Source organism: Natrinema salifodinae, from assembly GCF_900110455.1.
In the GTDB taxonomy this organism is placed as follows: Archaea; Halobacteriota; Halobacteria; order Halobacteriales; family Natrialbaceae; genus Natrinema; species Natrinema salifodinae.
The window spans coordinates 646,263-659,482 of sequence record NZ_FOIS01000003.1 but is presented as its reverse complement, the minus strand read 5'-3'; the positions used below and the strand labels follow the sequence as shown (position 1 = coordinate 659,482).

The 13,220-nt window shown below is 68.1% G+C and carries 18 protein-coding genes; 7 read left to right on the top strand and 11 right to left on the bottom strand.

Features of this window, described 5'->3' with window-relative positions; genetic code table 11:
* A complete protein-coding gene (locus BMY29_RS13240; protein ID WP_049992203.1) occupies nt 1-564 on the top strand; it encodes a DUF8173 domain-containing protein in 564 nt (187 codons plus the stop codon).
* 10 nt (nt 565-574) lie between these two features.
* On the opposite strand, the gene BMY29_RS13235 is transcribed toward BMY29_RS13240, so the two are convergent.
* Nucleotides 575-1,660: a geranylgeranyl reductase family protein gene (locus BMY29_RS13235; protein WP_049992204.1), complete on the bottom strand. Its 1,086-nt coding sequence runs from the start codon at nt 1,658-1,660 to the stop codon at nt 575-577.
* An 87-nt stretch (nt 1,661-1,747) separates the two neighbouring features.
* Here BMY29_RS13235 and BMY29_RS20645 point away from each other — a divergent pair, with 87 nt between their 5' ends.
* A complete protein-coding gene (locus BMY29_RS20645) occupies nt 1,748-1,984 on the top strand; it encodes a hypothetical protein (RefSeq protein WP_143067699.1) in 237 nt (78 codons plus the stop codon).
* Nucleotides 1,981-2,976, top strand: coding sequence for a fumarylacetoacetate hydrolase family protein (locus tag BMY29_RS13230; RefSeq protein ID WP_049992205.1), 996 nt, complete (start codon nt 1,981-1,983; stop codon nt 2,974-2,976). The genes BMY29_RS20645 and BMY29_RS13230 overlap by 4 nt, the downstream gene beginning before the upstream one ends.
* A gap of 48 nt (nt 2,977-3,024) precedes the next feature.
* Here BMY29_RS13230 and BMY29_RS13225 read toward each other — a convergent pair whose 3' ends face one another.
* Nucleotides 3,025-3,762 (bottom strand): DUF5828 family protein, encoded by a 738-nt coding sequence (locus BMY29_RS13225; RefSeq protein WP_049992206.1) that lies wholly within the window; start codon nt 3,760-3,762, stop codon nt 3,025-3,027.
* A 415-nt stretch (nt 3,763-4,177) separates the two neighbouring features.
* Here BMY29_RS13225 and BMY29_RS21125 point away from each other — a divergent pair, with 415 nt between their 5' ends.
* Nucleotides 4,178-4,348, top strand: a complete 171-nt coding sequence (locus BMY29_RS21125; RefSeq protein WP_173424938.1) for a hypothetical protein — start codon at nt 4,178-4,180, stop codon at nt 4,346-4,348.
* A 135-nt stretch (nt 4,349-4,483) separates the two neighbouring features.
* Here BMY29_RS21125 and BMY29_RS13220 read toward each other — a convergent pair whose 3' ends face one another.
* Genes BMY29_RS13220 through BMY29_RS13200 form a run of 5 tightly spaced genes read right to left on the bottom strand, consistent with a single transcriptional unit; the run spans nt 4,484 to nt 7,509 of the window.
* A complete protein-coding gene (locus BMY29_RS13220) occupies nt 4,484-5,086 on the bottom strand; it encodes a GTP-dependent dephospho-CoA kinase family protein (RefSeq protein WP_049991374.1) in 603 nt (200 codons plus the stop codon).
* 5 nt (nt 5,087-5,091) lie between these two features.
* On the bottom strand, nt 5,092-5,289 hold the full coding sequence (gene spt4 / locus BMY29_RS13215) for a transcription elongation factor subunit Spt4 (RefSeq protein ID WP_049991375.1): 198 nt from the start codon (nt 5,287-5,289) through the stop codon (nt 5,092-5,094).
* Nucleotides 5,290-5,291: 2 nt separating this feature from the next.
* Nucleotides 5,292-5,861 (bottom strand): DNA-directed RNA polymerase, encoded by a 570-nt coding sequence (locus BMY29_RS13210; protein ID WP_049991376.1) that lies wholly within the window; start codon nt 5,859-5,861, stop codon nt 5,292-5,294.
* Entirely contained in the window at nt 5,862-6,251 is a 390-nt protein-coding gene (locus tag BMY29_RS13205; RefSeq protein ID WP_049991377.1) for a type II toxin-antitoxin system VapC family toxin, read from the bottom strand. It lies immediately after the preceding gene.
* A 28-nt stretch (nt 6,252-6,279) separates the two neighbouring features.
* Nucleotides 6,280-7,509 carry a translation initiation factor IF-2 subunit gamma gene (locus tag BMY29_RS13200; protein ID WP_049991378.1) on the bottom strand — a complete coding sequence of 410 codons (1,230 nt, stop codon included), beginning with the start codon at nt 7,507-7,509 and terminating at the stop codon, nt 6,280-6,282.
* Between the two features lie 248 nt (nt 7,510-7,757).
* Here BMY29_RS13200 and BMY29_RS13195 point away from each other — a divergent pair, with 248 nt between their 5' ends.
* From BMY29_RS13195 to BMY29_RS13185, 3 genes are all read left to right on the top strand, one after another.
* Nucleotides 7,758-8,666 (top strand): winged helix-turn-helix domain-containing protein, encoded by a 909-nt coding sequence (locus BMY29_RS13195; protein ID WP_049991379.1) that lies wholly within the window; start codon nt 7,758-7,760, stop codon nt 8,664-8,666.
* A 202-nt stretch (nt 8,667-8,868) separates the two neighbouring features.
* Nucleotides 8,869-9,156: a hypothetical protein gene (locus tag BMY29_RS13190; protein ID WP_049991380.1), complete on the top strand. Its 288-nt coding sequence runs from the start codon at nt 8,869-8,871 to the stop codon at nt 9,154-9,156.
* A gap of 39 nt (nt 9,157-9,195) precedes the next feature.
* Nucleotides 9,196-10,212 (top strand): DUF5787 family protein, encoded by a 1,017-nt coding sequence (locus BMY29_RS13185; protein ID WP_049991381.1) that lies wholly within the window; start codon nt 9,196-9,198, stop codon nt 10,210-10,212.
* A 33-nt stretch (nt 10,213-10,245) separates the two neighbouring features.
* Here BMY29_RS13185 and BMY29_RS13180 read toward each other — a convergent pair whose 3' ends face one another.
* From BMY29_RS13180 to BMY29_RS13165, 4 genes are all read right to left on the bottom strand, one after another.
* Nucleotides 10,246-11,070: an MBL fold metallo-hydrolase gene (locus tag BMY29_RS13180; RefSeq protein WP_049991382.1), complete on the bottom strand. Its 825-nt coding sequence runs from the start codon at nt 11,068-11,070 to the stop codon at nt 10,246-10,248.
* Between the two features lie 36 nt (nt 11,071-11,106).
* The gene (locus BMY29_RS13175) at nt 11,107-11,454 is read right to left on the bottom strand and encodes a hypothetical protein (protein ID WP_049991383.1); all 348 of its coding nucleotides are present in this window, start codon (nt 11,452-11,454) and stop codon (nt 11,107-11,109) included.
* 63 nt (nt 11,455-11,517) lie between these two features.
* Nucleotides 11,518-11,961, bottom strand: a complete 444-nt coding sequence (locus BMY29_RS13170; protein WP_049991384.1) for a DUF2237 family protein — start codon at nt 11,959-11,961, stop codon at nt 11,518-11,520.
* Nucleotides 11,962-12,042: 81 nt separating this feature from the next.
* Nucleotides 12,043-13,053 carry an SDR family oxidoreductase gene (locus tag BMY29_RS13165; protein WP_049991385.1) on the bottom strand — a complete coding sequence of 337 codons (1,011 nt, stop codon included), beginning with the start codon at nt 13,051-13,053 and terminating at the stop codon, nt 12,043-12,045.
* Nucleotides 13,054-13,220: the final 167 nt, after the last annotated feature.

Here is a 13,220-nt window from a genome sequence, read left to right as displayed (position 1 = left end):
ATGCTCTTCAGATCCCTGCGTCCCCGTGCCGTCGCCCTCGCGACAGTAGCGTTCCTCGCGACCGGCCCGGTAACGGCGCTCGCGCAACGCGCCCCCGACGAGGTCAGGACCGGCGTCGAGACGGCGACCGGCTACCCGTGGTACGTCGACGGAATCGCCCCTGCCCTGATCACGCTCGTCGTCGGCGGGCTCCTGATCGTCGCCTCGCCGGACGGAACGCGACGCCAAACGGACCGCGCGCTCGAATCACCCGGCGCGGCGTTCGTCTACGGGCTCTTGAGCCTGATCGTCGTCGTCGGCGCATCGTTTCTACTGGCGATTACGATGATCGGGATCGTCCTCGCGATCCCGCTGCTCCTCGGCTACGCCATCGCCCTGATCGTCGCCGGCGAATTCGGCTATCTCGCGGTCGGGCGGCTTGCGGCCGACGCCTGGCCGGCCGCCTTGGCCGTCGCGATCGCCGTCTCCGCGCTGACCGGACTCGTTCCCGTCCTCGGGTCGCTGGTCGGCTTCGTAATCGGCATGATCGGGGCCGGGACGGTCGTCATGGAGATCGTGGACTGACGCCTCCACTTCACGCCCGCGAGAGCAGCGCCTTGAGGTGATCGAGCGAGACCAGCGACGTCGGCCGGTCCATGTGGACGCCGATCTCGCCCGACAGCGCCCCCAGGCCGATCCGCTGGACGGGTTCAGGTAGCGAGTAGGCCCGCCGAATCCAGTGGCCCAGTTCCTGTTCGCGCGTCAGGTCCTCGCGCCAGGCGCGTTCGTACGCCGCGAGCGTCGCCGGCCGCTCGGGGTCGATCTCGCGGGCGGCGTGGTCGGCGCTGGTCATGCCGTAGAGGATGCCGCCGCCGGTGAAGGGCTTGGTCTGGGCGGCCGCGTCGCCGATAAGGAAGGCCCGACGGGAGGTTACGCGGTCCGGCGGGCCGATCGGGATTGCGCCCGAACAGCGGTGCGAGACGTCGATTTCGTAGCCGTCGATAAGCTCCTCGAAGTGTTTGGTCACCTGAACGCCCGGCGGCGCGGCCAGGCCGTACTCGACGCCGGCCTCGCCGCGGGGGATCCGCCAGGCGAAGAAGGTCGGCGGCGTGAGGTGGACGTCGACGAAGTCCTGGTGGTCGTCCTCCTCGGAGAACGCGAGCACGCCGTGGAGCAACTCCTCGGGTTGGGGGAGGTCGAGTTCGTCGCGGACCCGCGAGCGCGGGCCGTCGCAGCCGGCGAGCATCTTCGCCTCGAACTCGACGATGCCGTCGGGGCCGCTGGCGACGATCTCGACGCGGTCCCGGTGTTCGGTGACGCCGGTGACGGTGTGTTCCTCGCGGACGTCCGCGCCCGCTTCACGGGCGAGGTCGGCGAGGTGGCGGTCTAGTCCGACGCGGTCGATAACGTTCGAGGCCACCTCACGCTTGTAGAAGGGATAGGCGTCGCTGCGGGGGCCGCCGACGTGGAACCGCGCGCCGTAGATCTCGTTCTGGAACAGTTCCTCGCGGGCGCCGTCGCCCGTAAAGTTCCAGATGTCGGTGCTGACGTGACCGGAGCAGGCGAGCGGGTCGCCGATGCGGCCCTTCTCGAGGGCGAGCACGTCGTATCCCTGGTCGGCGGCCCGGCGGGCGAAGCGCGCGCCGGGCGGACCGACGCCCACGACGACGAAATCGTACATGTCGGGCACGTTCACGGCGGTCGGTAAATAGTTTCTCGAGACAGTCTCGGAGTCACAACTAACTGGGTCCCGATAGTCGTGGATCCTATGAGTAGTATGTGTGATTCGGTATCGGCCAACGATGCTACGCTGATCGACCTCGGCATCGGCCGCGGGGGCGGCGTCGCAAGCGAACCCACGCAACCGACGATCGACGCCTGCGACCACCTCGAAGACGGGGTGCGCGCTGGGTGCGACCGGTCGCGAGTCTCGAGGGTGACGCGAGAGGCGAGGACGGCACCGGTCCCGACAAGGGACGAGGGACGAGGAGGTGACCGCGCGTGAAACTCGCGACCGTCGAAGTCGACACTCCGATCGGGCCCGTCGAACGCATCGGCGCGGTCGCCGAAGTCACGGAACCCGAGAACGCGGCCGCCGGCCAGGCGACCGTCGTGGACCTCACCGCCGCCTACGGCGCCGCGCTCGAGGCCGAGGGCGAACCCGCGCCCGCCGACCTGGCCCGCGCCCACGTCCCACCCGAGATGATCGCCTTCTTAGAGCGTGGCGACCAGGCGATCGCCGATGCGCGGGAGGCCCTCGAGTACGCGGCCGAAACCGACGCGGAACGCGGCCCCGGCGGCGCCAAACTCCGGTACGAGCCCGACGAGTACCGGCTGCTCGCGCCGCTACCGCGTCCTAACTCGCTTCGGGACTGCATGGCCATCGAGGAACACGTCGAGAACAGCATGGACGGGGAGATCCCGGACGCTTGGTACGACATGCCGGTCTACTACAAGGGCAACGCCGACAGCGTGGTCGCGCCAGGCGAGACGATCCGGTGGCCCGACTACTCCGAGCTCATGGACTACGAACTCGAGATCGCGGCGGTGATCGGCGAGCGCGGGCGGGACGTTCCGGTCGACGAGGCCGAGGAGCACATCGCCGGCTACACGATCTTCAACGACTTCAGCGCCCGCGATATCCAGGGCGAGGAGATGGCGGCGCGACTCGGTCCGGCCAAGGGCAAGGACTTCGCGAACGGGCTCGGTCCCTACCTGGTTCCTCGCGCGGCCGTCGACGTCCTCGAGGCGCCGATGACGGCTCGGATCGACGCCGAGGTCTGGTCTGAGGGTACCGTCGACGAGATGTACCACTCCTTCGCGGAGATCGTCGCGCACATCTCTCAGTCGGAGACGCTTCACCCCGGCGACGTTATCGGCAGCGGCACCGTCGGCGAGGGCTGCGGCCTCGAACTGGGGCAGTGGCTCGAAGACGGCGACACCGTCGCGCTCGAGATAGAAGGGATCGGGACGCTCGAGCACACCGTCGTCGAGTGACGGGGACCGGACGCCGACCGGACCCGAGAATCGGAGACGACTGCGGCGTCAGGTCGTCGTCGGACGCGACTGATCGCCGAGTTCCGGCGGCAGTTCCACGCCTTCGACCGTTTTGAGGGCGTCGGTGTTCTTCTCGGTGTCGACGTGCCAGCGATCGATCTCGTCTTCGTATTGCGCGAGCGTCTCCGAAACCTCCGCTTTGAGGACGTCATCGTTGATGTTTACTTCGAAGCCGAACTGGTCGCCGTTCTCCTGGACCGACTGCTGGACGTTGGCGCTGACGAGTTCGTTATCGAAGTAACACGGCGAGAGCTGCGTCATAACGTGTTGGTAGACGCTCTTCTCGACGGCTCGCACCGCCGTCCGGCTCGCGGTGTCGGCCGCGCGCGTCGCGCGGTCGAGCGCCTCGCTGCTCGTTTCGACCGCTCCGTCGAGATCGCCGTTCTCGAGCGCGTCGTACGACTCCGAGAGCTTCTCGCCGGCGGCGGACAGGTCCTCCTCCGGTTCGGCGCCGTTCTCCTCGCCCTCGCCTTCGCTCACGCTCGCCTGGTCGGCGGTCTTCTCCTTGACGTCCTCGTCGTAGGTCTCGTGGGCCTTGGGGCGCCACTCGTCCCACTCGTCGAGCGCGGCCGCGAATTCGTCGGGATACTCGGATTCAGACTCGGCGTCGGCGTCGCCGTCACCGTCTACGCCGAGCTCTCGAAGCGCCCGGGTGATCCGTTCCCCGTGCTCGACGACGTCACCCCAGCTACCAACAACTTTGAATCCAGAGATACGTTCTTCCATCGAGTGAGATACGCGCTCACGGGGTATCTCCCCGTCGCCCGGCAGGTGCCTGCCGGAGCGCGGTCCGTCGTCGTGCGGAGGATCCGTCGTCGATTCGGCCGGACGCTTCGAGCGGTCCCGGCCGCCGACTCACTCGCCGGTCTATTTCCCGCCTCTAGCAGTAGATATAAGTCACTAAAAGTCAACAATCAGAACGGAAGTTGCTCTCCAGCCGTCGCAGGGGGCATACGCCGAAATGTCCCGGGTGCAGCAACACCCGAGAGCCGGCTTCCAACCCTTCACAGGGGATTCGAAGCCATGATTGCGTACATTCTACCGGGATATAAACGTCCCGCACGACACTGGAATCAACGCCGACGACCAGCGGCGGCGGTGACGGCGCCATCATTCTCGCGACCGGCGGCCGGGAGTGACGATGAGCGATAATCGCGAGCGACGTGACGGCGAATCGACCGCGCAACCTGCCTGTCCGGCGTGCGGCCGGCCGGTAACGATCGTCACCGTCGTCGGCCCGACAGAGGGGGTCGCCGCCCCCTGCGGCTGTCGCGTGCCGCCTGGCGCGCTCGCCGATTCGGACTGCGAGTGACGGTCTAGTCCCGTCTCTGTTGACGTGTCGCCGGGTAGTGCAGCTACCGGACGGCGGGTAGTAATCCGGAGAAAGACACCGCTCGCATCGAATTTTTCGCAAAGACACGACGAACCGAACGCGTTCGGCGTCGGGTCAGTCGTCGTCGCTCTCGCTCTCGAGGAGGTCCCAGAATCGATCGACGTCGCCCTCGAAGCGCTCGAGCAGATCGCGCATCTCAGCGCGGTGGTCGTCGGTGACTTTGACGTGGACCATCCCCTCGCCAGGCTGGCCGTAAACCACGCTCGCGCCCTCGGGCGCGGCGACGATCGCCGGGAGTGCGACCAGGTCCTCTTCGCCCTCGACGAGGACCGTCGTCGGCTCGTCGGCCGCGAGCGCCCGCCGGAGTGCGCGGACGACGGGCGCGGAGAGCTCGGCCGGGGGGTTCCGAACCTCGATGCTCGCTCCGGTGGTGACCGCCTGGCGGATCTCCTCGTCGACGGCCTCGCGTTCGGTCCGTTCGTCGACGAGCGCGACGGCGGGACGGTGGCCCGCCTGCAGGAGGTGGTAGGTGACGACGTCGCCGACGGCGATTACGGGACCCTCGACTTCGGCGAGGAGCCGGTCGGCTTCGGTCTCGATCGGGCCCATCGGCTCCTTGAGCTCGTGGCGGAGGTCGTCAGGCAAAACCAGTAGCTGCTCGTCGCCGTCGGCGTTCCCGTTCTCGGTGTCGGTGTCTCGTGCGTCGTCGCGAGTCACGGCCGTCAGCGAACCTTCAGCGCGTACGCGCCCGGTTCGGTGATCTGCATTTCGGTCGCGATCTGGCTGTCCTCGGGATGGGCGATGATGACGTAGCCCGCCCAGTCCTCGGTCAGCGAGGAGGAGTTACAGGCGTCGCAGGTCTCCTGGTCGGGTTCGTTGACCCGGTGACACTCGCGACAGACGAGACGATCGGATGCCATTGTTATTCACCTGCCGCCGCTTCGCGTTTTTCGCGCTCGTCCTCGAGCCACTGGTGTTTGCCCAGGCCCGGCTGTTTCGCGGTGAGGCCGATCTTCGAGTCCCGCGGGTTGCGCTCGTCGATGCTCTTGGTGACGATCCGAGCCCGGACGGCGTCGTCGACGCTGAGAGTCCGGTTGGACTCGTTCGAGGAGAGCTGTTGGTTCTCGCCGTCAAAGGCCAGGTACTCGTCGCTGATCTGCGAGACGTGCAGTAGACCGTCGACCGGCCCGATGCCGACGAAGGCGCCGAATTCGACGACTTCGACGACGGTGCCGTCGACGACTTCCTGCATCTGCGGATCGAAGGTGACGGCGTCGAACTCGGCCTCGTAGTAGACGCCCGGTCGGTTCGGCAGGACCGTCCCCTCGCCGATGTCGTGGACGTTGGTGACGGAGACGACGCTGCCGACCTCCTCGTCCATGCGCCCCTCGAGTTTGTCCTGGAGCAGTCGCTTGACCAGCCCCGGCGAAACGTCGCCGAGCTCTTCCGGCGGTACCTCTACCGTGTCCTTCAGTCTAACCCGTTTGTACATCTATGGTTGAGTGATGGCTAACTTGTTCCTCCCGCGTAATGCAATTACCGGTCTGCTCGCTTCGAGCACCCGGTCGCGCAGCGGGCGGTCGTTCGTGACGACGTAGTCGACCGCGCCCTCGCGGGCGAGTTCGACCAGTGCGTCGTCGGCGTACGATGCCTCCGTGTCGACGACGAAACAGCGCTCGGTCGCTAAGTCGTGGCCGACGTTGGCGGCCGTTCCCTCCCGGCCGCCCTTCTCGGACAGCCGGCGGAGTTCTTCGAGGACGGCCTGGGGAATCGTCGGCTCGTACGAGTCCAGAAGCCGGTCGAGCTCGTCGAACAGACGGACGTCGAGTTCGACCGGCATCATCAGTGCACTCGTATCGAGAGCGACCCGCGGCGTGTCCATTGACGTAATCGAAATCGTAGTCGTCGTCTCAGTCCGTGAGCGTTCCCAGCCCGATCAGCCGCCACCGCGCACCGATACGGCGGTTGATCGCGATCTTCGTCCCCGGATCGGCGGCGACGGGTCGCTTGAGACGGACCTCGCACTCGCCGCTGCGCGCGCTGGTGACCGAACCGACGGTCGTCGCCGTGCCGACGGTCATCATCAGCGGCTCGCCGGTGCTGATCTCGTCGACTTCCCCGCCGTCGCTGCCGACGACGCGGTCAAGCAGGTCGACGTCCATGGTGAACTGCTCCCAGGTCGGCGGGAGCGTGCCCGGCGGACCGGCCATCCGGCCCGCGAGGGCGTCGCCCTTCGTCAGCGAGGGATCGAGCCCGGTCCCAACGCCGAGCAGCCCGCCTGGCGTGACGGTGTCGACGGTCTCGCCGCCGGCCTGCAGCGAGCGGATGGTCGTCTCGATCGGGACGTACTCGGTCCGACCGCCCTCCTCGACCTCGCGGCCGGGCCGGATCTCGATCTCGTCGTCGACCTCGAGTTCGCCCTGTACGAGGCTGCCACCGAGGACGCCGCCGGTGAGCTGATCGGCGGTCGTCCCGGGCTTGTTGATGTCGAAGCTGCGGGCGACGTGCATCCGCGGGTTGGTTTCGGGATCGCGCTCGGGCGTGGGGATCTCCTCCTCGATGGCCTGAATGAGCAGGTCGAGGTTGACCTCCTGGCCGGCCGAGATGGGGACGATGGGTGCGCCCTCCGCGACCGTGCCCTCGACGAACTCCTGAATCTGCTGGTAGTTGTCGCGGGCGGTGTCGGCGTCGACCAGGTCGACCTTGTTCTGGGCGATGACGATGTTGTCGATGCCGATGATGTCGAGCGCCATCAGGTGCTCTTCGGTCTGGGGCTGTGGGACGGGCTCGTTGGCGCTGACGACCAACACGGCGCCGTCCATCAGCGAGGCCCCTGACAGCATCGTCGCCATCAGGGTCTCGTGACCCGGCGCGTCGACGAACGAGACGGTCCGCAGCGGCTCGCTCGGCGAGCCGTCCGGACACTCCTCCTCGACGGTGTAACACTCGGGTTCGTCGAGACCATCGCAGTAACGGAACGTCGTGTCGGCGTAGCCGAGCCTGATGGAGATGCCGCGTTTCATCTCCTCTGAGTGCTGGTCCGTCCACGAGCCGCTGAGGGCTTGCACCAGCGTCGTCTTGCCGTGGTCGACGTGGCCGACGAGCCCGATGTTCACCTCCGGTTGTCGATTTCCTGCCATAAGACGATGAGTAATCTTGGATATGCCTACCCCCGTGCGCTTGATAAACCTACTGTTCTACCGCCGAATCGACCGACGGGCGCTAACCCGTTCCGTCTCCGACACCGGTGGAATCGCGTCGGTACGAGCCGTCGCCGGCCCGACGGCGGCGACTCGACACGGTCGTCGGTCCGTACCGTCCGTTTCACGCCGCTTACAGAAATCCCGTTGAGGGAACAGTTTTGACACTTGCTGGCATACGCGCCACCATGAGTAGCTCAGACGTCTCGAGCGACCGAGAGGGGCCGCTCGAGTGCACGGAGTGTCTCGACCCCGCCGACGCGTTCGCGCTCGTCGGCAACGAGACGCGCCTGGCGATCCTCGAAGCGCTGTGGGCGGCCGACGAGCGGCCGGTCTCGTTCTCCGACCTGCGCCGCGAAGTCGGCATGCGCGATTCGGCGCAGTTCAACTACCACCTGCAGAAGCTGACGGGTCACTTCGTCGCGCGGGTCGAGGACGGCTACACGTTCAAACACGCCGGGGAGAAGGTCGTCCGCTCGGTGATCGCCGGCTCGTTCAACGAGCGCCCGACGGTCGATCCCTTCCCCGTCGAAGGGGCCTGTTTCGCCTGCGACGGCTCGCTTCGGGTCGTCTACGAGGACGAGCGATTAACTGTCGAGTGTCTCGACTGCGGGCAGGAACACGGCGAGTACGCCTTCCCGCCAGGCGGGCTGAACGACCGCACCCGCGAGGAGGTCGCCGACGCGTTCGACCAGCGGGTCCGCCACCTGCACTGCCTGGCCGCCGACGGCGTCTGCCCGGAGTGCAGCGGACGCATGCGGACCGGCGTCGTCGAGGACGGCTCGTGCTGCCTCGGCGTCGGCGTCAGGGTCGATCACGAGTGCGCCCAGTGCGGCCACACCCTCTGCTCGGCCGCCGGGCTTCGCCTCCTCGACCACTCCGCGGTCGTCGGGTTCCACCGCGAGCGCGGCGTCTCCATAGACGAGCGACCGTACTGGACGCTCCCGTGGTGCGTCTCCGACGAGTACACCCGGATCCTCGAGCGCGATCCCTACCGCCTCGAGGTTCGCATCCCGTTGGCGGGCGACGAACTCCGCGCGACGCTCGACGACGACCTCGACGTGGTCGACGTGCGGGTCGAATCGGCGCCGCGCTGATCGGCGCGAGTCCGCACAGCGACGATCCGACGGCCCGATGCGCCGTAGCGTAGCGTCGGCGATTGCTTCGGTTCTCCGCCGCGAGTACGGTTACCTCTCTCCTACTCGATCGCTTCCTGGAACGAATTTCAGTAATTCTCCCCACAGAAATATAATTCAGATTACACCTATGGTCGGCTGGGCCCTCGGTTTACGTGAACCGATGTTCGCACCTCTTCCCCCGCAACCGACCCCGTTCGTCAGCGATCAAAGCGTCCTCGAAACCGCGATCGTCGCCGTCGGCGCGACGGTCGCGCTCGTTCTGACGGCCCTCTCCGCGTTCGTCGCGGCATCGCTCGTCGGCGACGACACCGTCGTCGGTCTCTCGGTCTCGCTGTTCGTCGGCCTGGCGACGCTCGTCGCGATCGTCGTCGGCGCGAGAGCGATCGGCCGGCGGCTCGCTCGACGGCTCGACCGCCGCCGGCGGTCCGCCCGCGTCGCGAACCGCTGAACCCGGCTCTTTTTCCCGGCCGCGCCCCTCTCCGGGACCGTGTCTTCGTCCGCGTCCGCCTCGGAGTTCGCGTTCGAACTCGAACTGTGCGCCCGCCTCGAGGAGCGGCGCGCGGGCGTCGTGGCGCGCCAACTCGGCGCGGCCGTCGCCGATCCCGGCGGCCGGGTGCTCGACGTGATCTGCGTCGATCCCGGCCCCGAGTTCGACGATCGCGTCTCGATTACGAGCGAGGCGATCCCCGACGCCGCCATCGAGTCCGCCGTCGGCACCGGCCAGGCGCGCTACTGGAAGGACGCCTTCGACTGCCATCCCGACCGCGCCAGGCGGGCCGTCGAGCGCGCCGTCGAGATCGACTTCTTCGAACGCGACCCCGCCAAGAGCGCGGCGTCGGGCCGCGAGTATGTCCGCCAGGTCGCTCGCTACCCCGACTGGTACGACCGCATCGTCGGGATCGAGAACAAGCCCGACCTGGGCCGGCCGGGCGACCTCGAAGCGCAACTGCGGACGGACGTCAGCCTGGCGCTGGTCGACGAGGCCGTGCTCGCGACGGAGAGTTACGTGACCCGCGCGCACCTGAATCGCATCCCCGAGGAAGTCGGCGTCTGGCGGGTGCACCGCGACGGAGCCGACTCAGACGAGCCGCTCGAGATCGAGGTAATCCGCGACCCTGAGCCGCTGCCCGTCGACGAACCGGGCATCGAACCGCTCGAATTCCACCCGGGCCGGACCGACGTCGGCGTCGTCTCGGCCGACGCGAAGGCCCGCACCAGGCGTCGGCTCGCCGAGCGGGCCTACGGCAAGGGGTGGCGGACCTACGACTTCCCCGAGTGTGCGGCCTGCGGTCCGGACGACGCGAGCGGCGCGACGCTGCCCCGCTGTGCGTGGAAGGGACGGGTCGTCGACGCGGCCGCGGAGTGCGGCCCCTCGTGTCCGGGCTACGAGGCCGCGTCGGCGCCGGACACGGATCTCGAAGCCGAACGCGAGCGCCGGACCGCCTGGGAGGCCGACCCGTCGGGGAAGCGACGGCGACAGTCCGGACTCGACCAGTTCGGCTGAGCCCGAGGCCGACGTTGGCGCCGACGGCGAGTCTTACAGTACGTACCGCTCGCCGTCGACCGCCAGCGGCTCCTCGAACGCCTCGTCGGCGGGATAGAAGTGTGCGACGTGGACCAGGCGCGTCCGCTCGGCGCCCAACTCCTCGGCCAGCGCGAGCGCCCCCTCGCGGGTCATGTGCTTCGTCCCGAACGTCCGCGAGACGCCCGCGGCGTCCTCGTGACGGCCGCCGATCGGGTGGTGTTCGCAGAGGCTCGCCGGCACGATCGCGTCGGCCAGCAGCAGATCGGGGTCGGCCAGAACGGTCCGCGACTCGTCGGGAACGTCGTAGCTCGTGTCGCCGGTGATCGAGAGTTTCGTGCCCGTCTCGGGGTCCTCGACGGCCAGGCCGTAACAGACCAGCGGCGGGTGGTCGACCGGGATTAGGGTCACGTCCAGCCCGCAGATCCGGACCGGCTCCAGCGGCGTCGTCGGGCGGACCTCGAGCGGGTCGAGGTAGTCGTACTGGTCGGCGACGGTCTCGGCGACGCTCTCGCCGGTCGCGGGATCGGTCTCGTCGGCCGCGTAGACGGGCAGCGAGTCGAAGACGCGGAAGGCGTTGCCCAGGCCGTGGAGGTGATCGAAGTGGATGTGCGTGATCACGGCGGCGTCGGGCAGCGAGACCGCGTCACGCAGGAACTGCTGGCGGAAGTCGGGGCTGAAGTCGATCAGCAGCGACTCACCCGTGCGTTCGTTTTCGACGTGGACCGAGAACCTGGTGCGCTCGACGCCGCGCTCGCGGGCGGCCGCACAGGTATCGCAGTCGCAGCCGACGGTCGGCGTCCCGGTCGTGTCGCCGGCGCCGAGCAGCGTCACCCGCATCGGTCGGTCGGTCCTCCGGTCGCCGCCGCGCGTCGCTCACACATACGACTGCCCTTCCTCGAGCGCCGTTCGGACGAGCGGGTGATCCCGCTGTGACTCGAATCGATCCGCCGGCAGGGCGTGGACGGTGAAGACGACGTCGTGCTCGAGTCCGACGCTGTCCGCGAGCCGTTCGAGTCGCTGCTCGCGGGCCTCGTCTTCCGCCGCGAGGACCAACAGCACCTCGACTTCGGCGTGGACGCCGCGATCGTCGCCCCGCACCGCGTCGCCGAAGACGACGAGCCGTTCGATCGCCTCGCCGTGCTCGGCCTGCGCTCGCCTGGCGAACGTCGCGGCGGCGTCGGCGTCGCCGTTGCCGTCTCCCTGTCGCGCGCCATCGCTCATGGGCGTGTGATTCGCAGCCGTCGCATAAAGGGTATTCCCCATCTTCGGGCGCCGCGTCGCTCGTTACTTCGTCTCGGGCCCGGTATCCGTCCCGGAACCGGAACTGGAACTGGAATCGCCGTCCGAACCGGCGTCCGCGCGCCCGTCGTACTCGTGTTCCCGGAGCAGGTCCGGCTCGACGTCGCGCAGGACCGCCTCGTGGGTCGCCTCGAGCACTACCGGCGGGGCGCAGTCGGCCTCCTCCGCCTCGAGCCAGCGGGCCAGGCAGAGACACCACCGGTCGCCTGGTTCGAGTCCCGGGAACTCGAACGCCGGCTCGGGCGAGGTGAGGTCGTTGCCGCGGGCCTTGCTGAACTGCAGGAACTCCTCGGTCATCACCGCACAGAGCTCGTGACGACCGCGGTCTGACTCGACGCGGCGACAGCAGCCGTCCCGCACGAACCCCGTCATCGGGTCGGTGCTACAGGGCTGCAGTTCGGTACCGTAGACGTTCCGATCGTCGGGCATGTCCGGCGAAACGAGCGGTGGGCGGAAAAGGGTGGGTCACTTCTCGGCGACGAGCGGCCGGCCATGGCGTTCAGTCGAGGGTCACCGACCGCGGATCGCCTTGTACCCCGCGTACACCGCGGTCGCCGCGAGTCCGACGACGACCGCGTTCGAGGCCCGCCCCTGGCGGAGCCTGGTGTAGAGACTCGACTCGGCGACGTGACCCTCGTAACCGCCGCGTTCCGCGAGGTCGGCGGTCGGTTCCTCGAGCCCGTCGTCCTCGCTCGGCGGGCGATCTTTCCGCTGTTGGTCGTAGAACACCGTCTCCATGAGCCGATCCATCAGCCTCGAGAGGGTCCGACCGAGCACGATCATGTTCTTGCCGCCGGCACCGACGGTGAGCTCGCGCTCCGGCTCTGCCGCGGCTTGGAGGATCGTCCGTGCGACCGTCTCGGGTGCGTAGACGGGCGCCGGGAGCGACGCCTCCCGCTCCATGTGGTTTTTCGCGTGCTCCGCGAACGGCGTGTCGATCGCGCTCGGCTTGACGAGCGTCACGGAGACGGGTGCGTCCTCCCGCTCCAGTTCCATCCGCAGGGAGTCGGTAAAGCCCTTGACGGCGTGTTTCGAGGCCGAGTAGCTGCCCTGCAGGATGATCGCCCGATCGGAGACGATGCTCCCGATATTGATAATCGCGCCGCCCCCGTTCCCTTGCATGCGCTCGGCGGCCTCGAGCGAGCCGTACAGCAGCCCCCAGACGTTGACCTCGAACTGCTCGCGCATGTCCTCGACCGGAACGTCCGTCAGCTTCCCGTAGATGGAGACGGCCGCCCCGTTGACCCACGTGTCGAACCCGCCGTAGGTCTCCTCGGCGACGTCGGCGATCTCGCGAACGGCGTCCCGGTCGCTCACGTCGGCGACGACGTATTCGGCCTCGCCGCCCGTCGCTTTGATCTCCTCGGTCGCCTCCCGCAACGCGTCCTCGCTGCGGGCGGCGAGGACGACCGACGCGCCGCGGTCGGCCGCCATCCGCGCGGTCGTCAGTCCGATCCCCGACGACGCGCCGGTGATCACGATCACCTGATCCTCGACGGCTTTCAGCGTCGGCGCACTCATAGGTACGCTCAGTACCGGCCCGACACGGTGCTACTTGTCGCCTGAAGTAGCATGGGGCGGCGCGTCCGTGCGGTTAGCCGGCCAGCGTTCCGTTCGCAAAATCAAATGCGGCGTGACGTCGTATGGTTCGTTCCGATCGACGCGGGTCGGAGCCAAATCTGACGCGG

Coding starts and splice junctions, on each gene's coding strand:
- BMY29_RS13210 (WP_049991376.1), bottom strand. CDS start 5,861: ATGTACAAACGGGTTAGACTGAAGGACACGGTAGAGGTACCGCCGGAA.
- BMY29_RS20645 (WP_143067699.1), top strand. CDS start 1,748: ATGAGTAGTATGTGTGATTCGGTATCGGCCAACGATGCTACGCTGATC.
- BMY29_RS13170 (WP_049991384.1), bottom strand. CDS start 11,961: ATGCCCGACGATCGGAACGTCTACGGTACCGAACTGCAGCCCTGTAGC.
- BMY29_RS13205 (WP_049991377.1), bottom strand. CDS start 6,251: ATGGACACGCCGCGGGTCGCTCTCGATACGAGTGCACTGATGATGCCG.
- spt4 (WP_049991375.1), bottom strand. CDS start 5,289: ATGGCATCCGATCGTCTCGTCTGTCGCGAGTGTCACCGGGTCAACGAA.
- BMY29_RS21125 (WP_173424938.1), top strand. CDS start 4,178: ATGAGCGATAATCGCGAGCGACGTGACGGCGAATCGACCGCGCAACCT.
- BMY29_RS13175 (WP_049991383.1), bottom strand. CDS start 11,454: ATGAGCGATGGCGCGCGACAGGGAGACGGCAACGGCGACGCCGACGCC.
- BMY29_RS13195 (WP_049991379.1), top strand. CDS start 7,758: ATGAGTAGCTCAGACGTCTCGAGCGACCGAGAGGGGCCGCTCGAGTGC.
- BMY29_RS13190 (WP_049991380.1), top strand. CDS start 8,869: ATGTTCGCACCTCTTCCCCCGCAACCGACCCCGTTCGTCAGCGATCAA.
- BMY29_RS13165 (WP_049991385.1), bottom strand. CDS start 13,053: ATGAGTGCGCCGACGCTGAAAGCCGTCGAGGATCAGGTGATCGTGATC.
- BMY29_RS13235 (WP_049992204.1), bottom strand. CDS start 1,660: ATGTACGATTTCGTCGTCGTGGGCGTCGGTCCGCCCGGCGCGCGCTTC.
- BMY29_RS13180 (WP_049991382.1), bottom strand. CDS start 11,070: ATGCGGGTGACGCTGCTCGGCGCCGGCGACACGACCGGGACGCCGACC.
- BMY29_RS13200 (WP_049991378.1), bottom strand. CDS start 7,509: ATGGCAGGAAATCGACAACCGGAGGTGAACATCGGGCTCGTCGGCCAC.
- BMY29_RS13225 (WP_049992206.1), bottom strand. CDS start 3,762: ATGGAAGAACGTATCTCTGGATTCAAAGTTGTTGGTAGCTGGGGTGAC.
- BMY29_RS13240 (WP_049992203.1), top strand. CDS start 1: ATGCTCTTCAGATCCCTGCGTCCCCGTGCCGTCGCCCTCGCGACAGTA.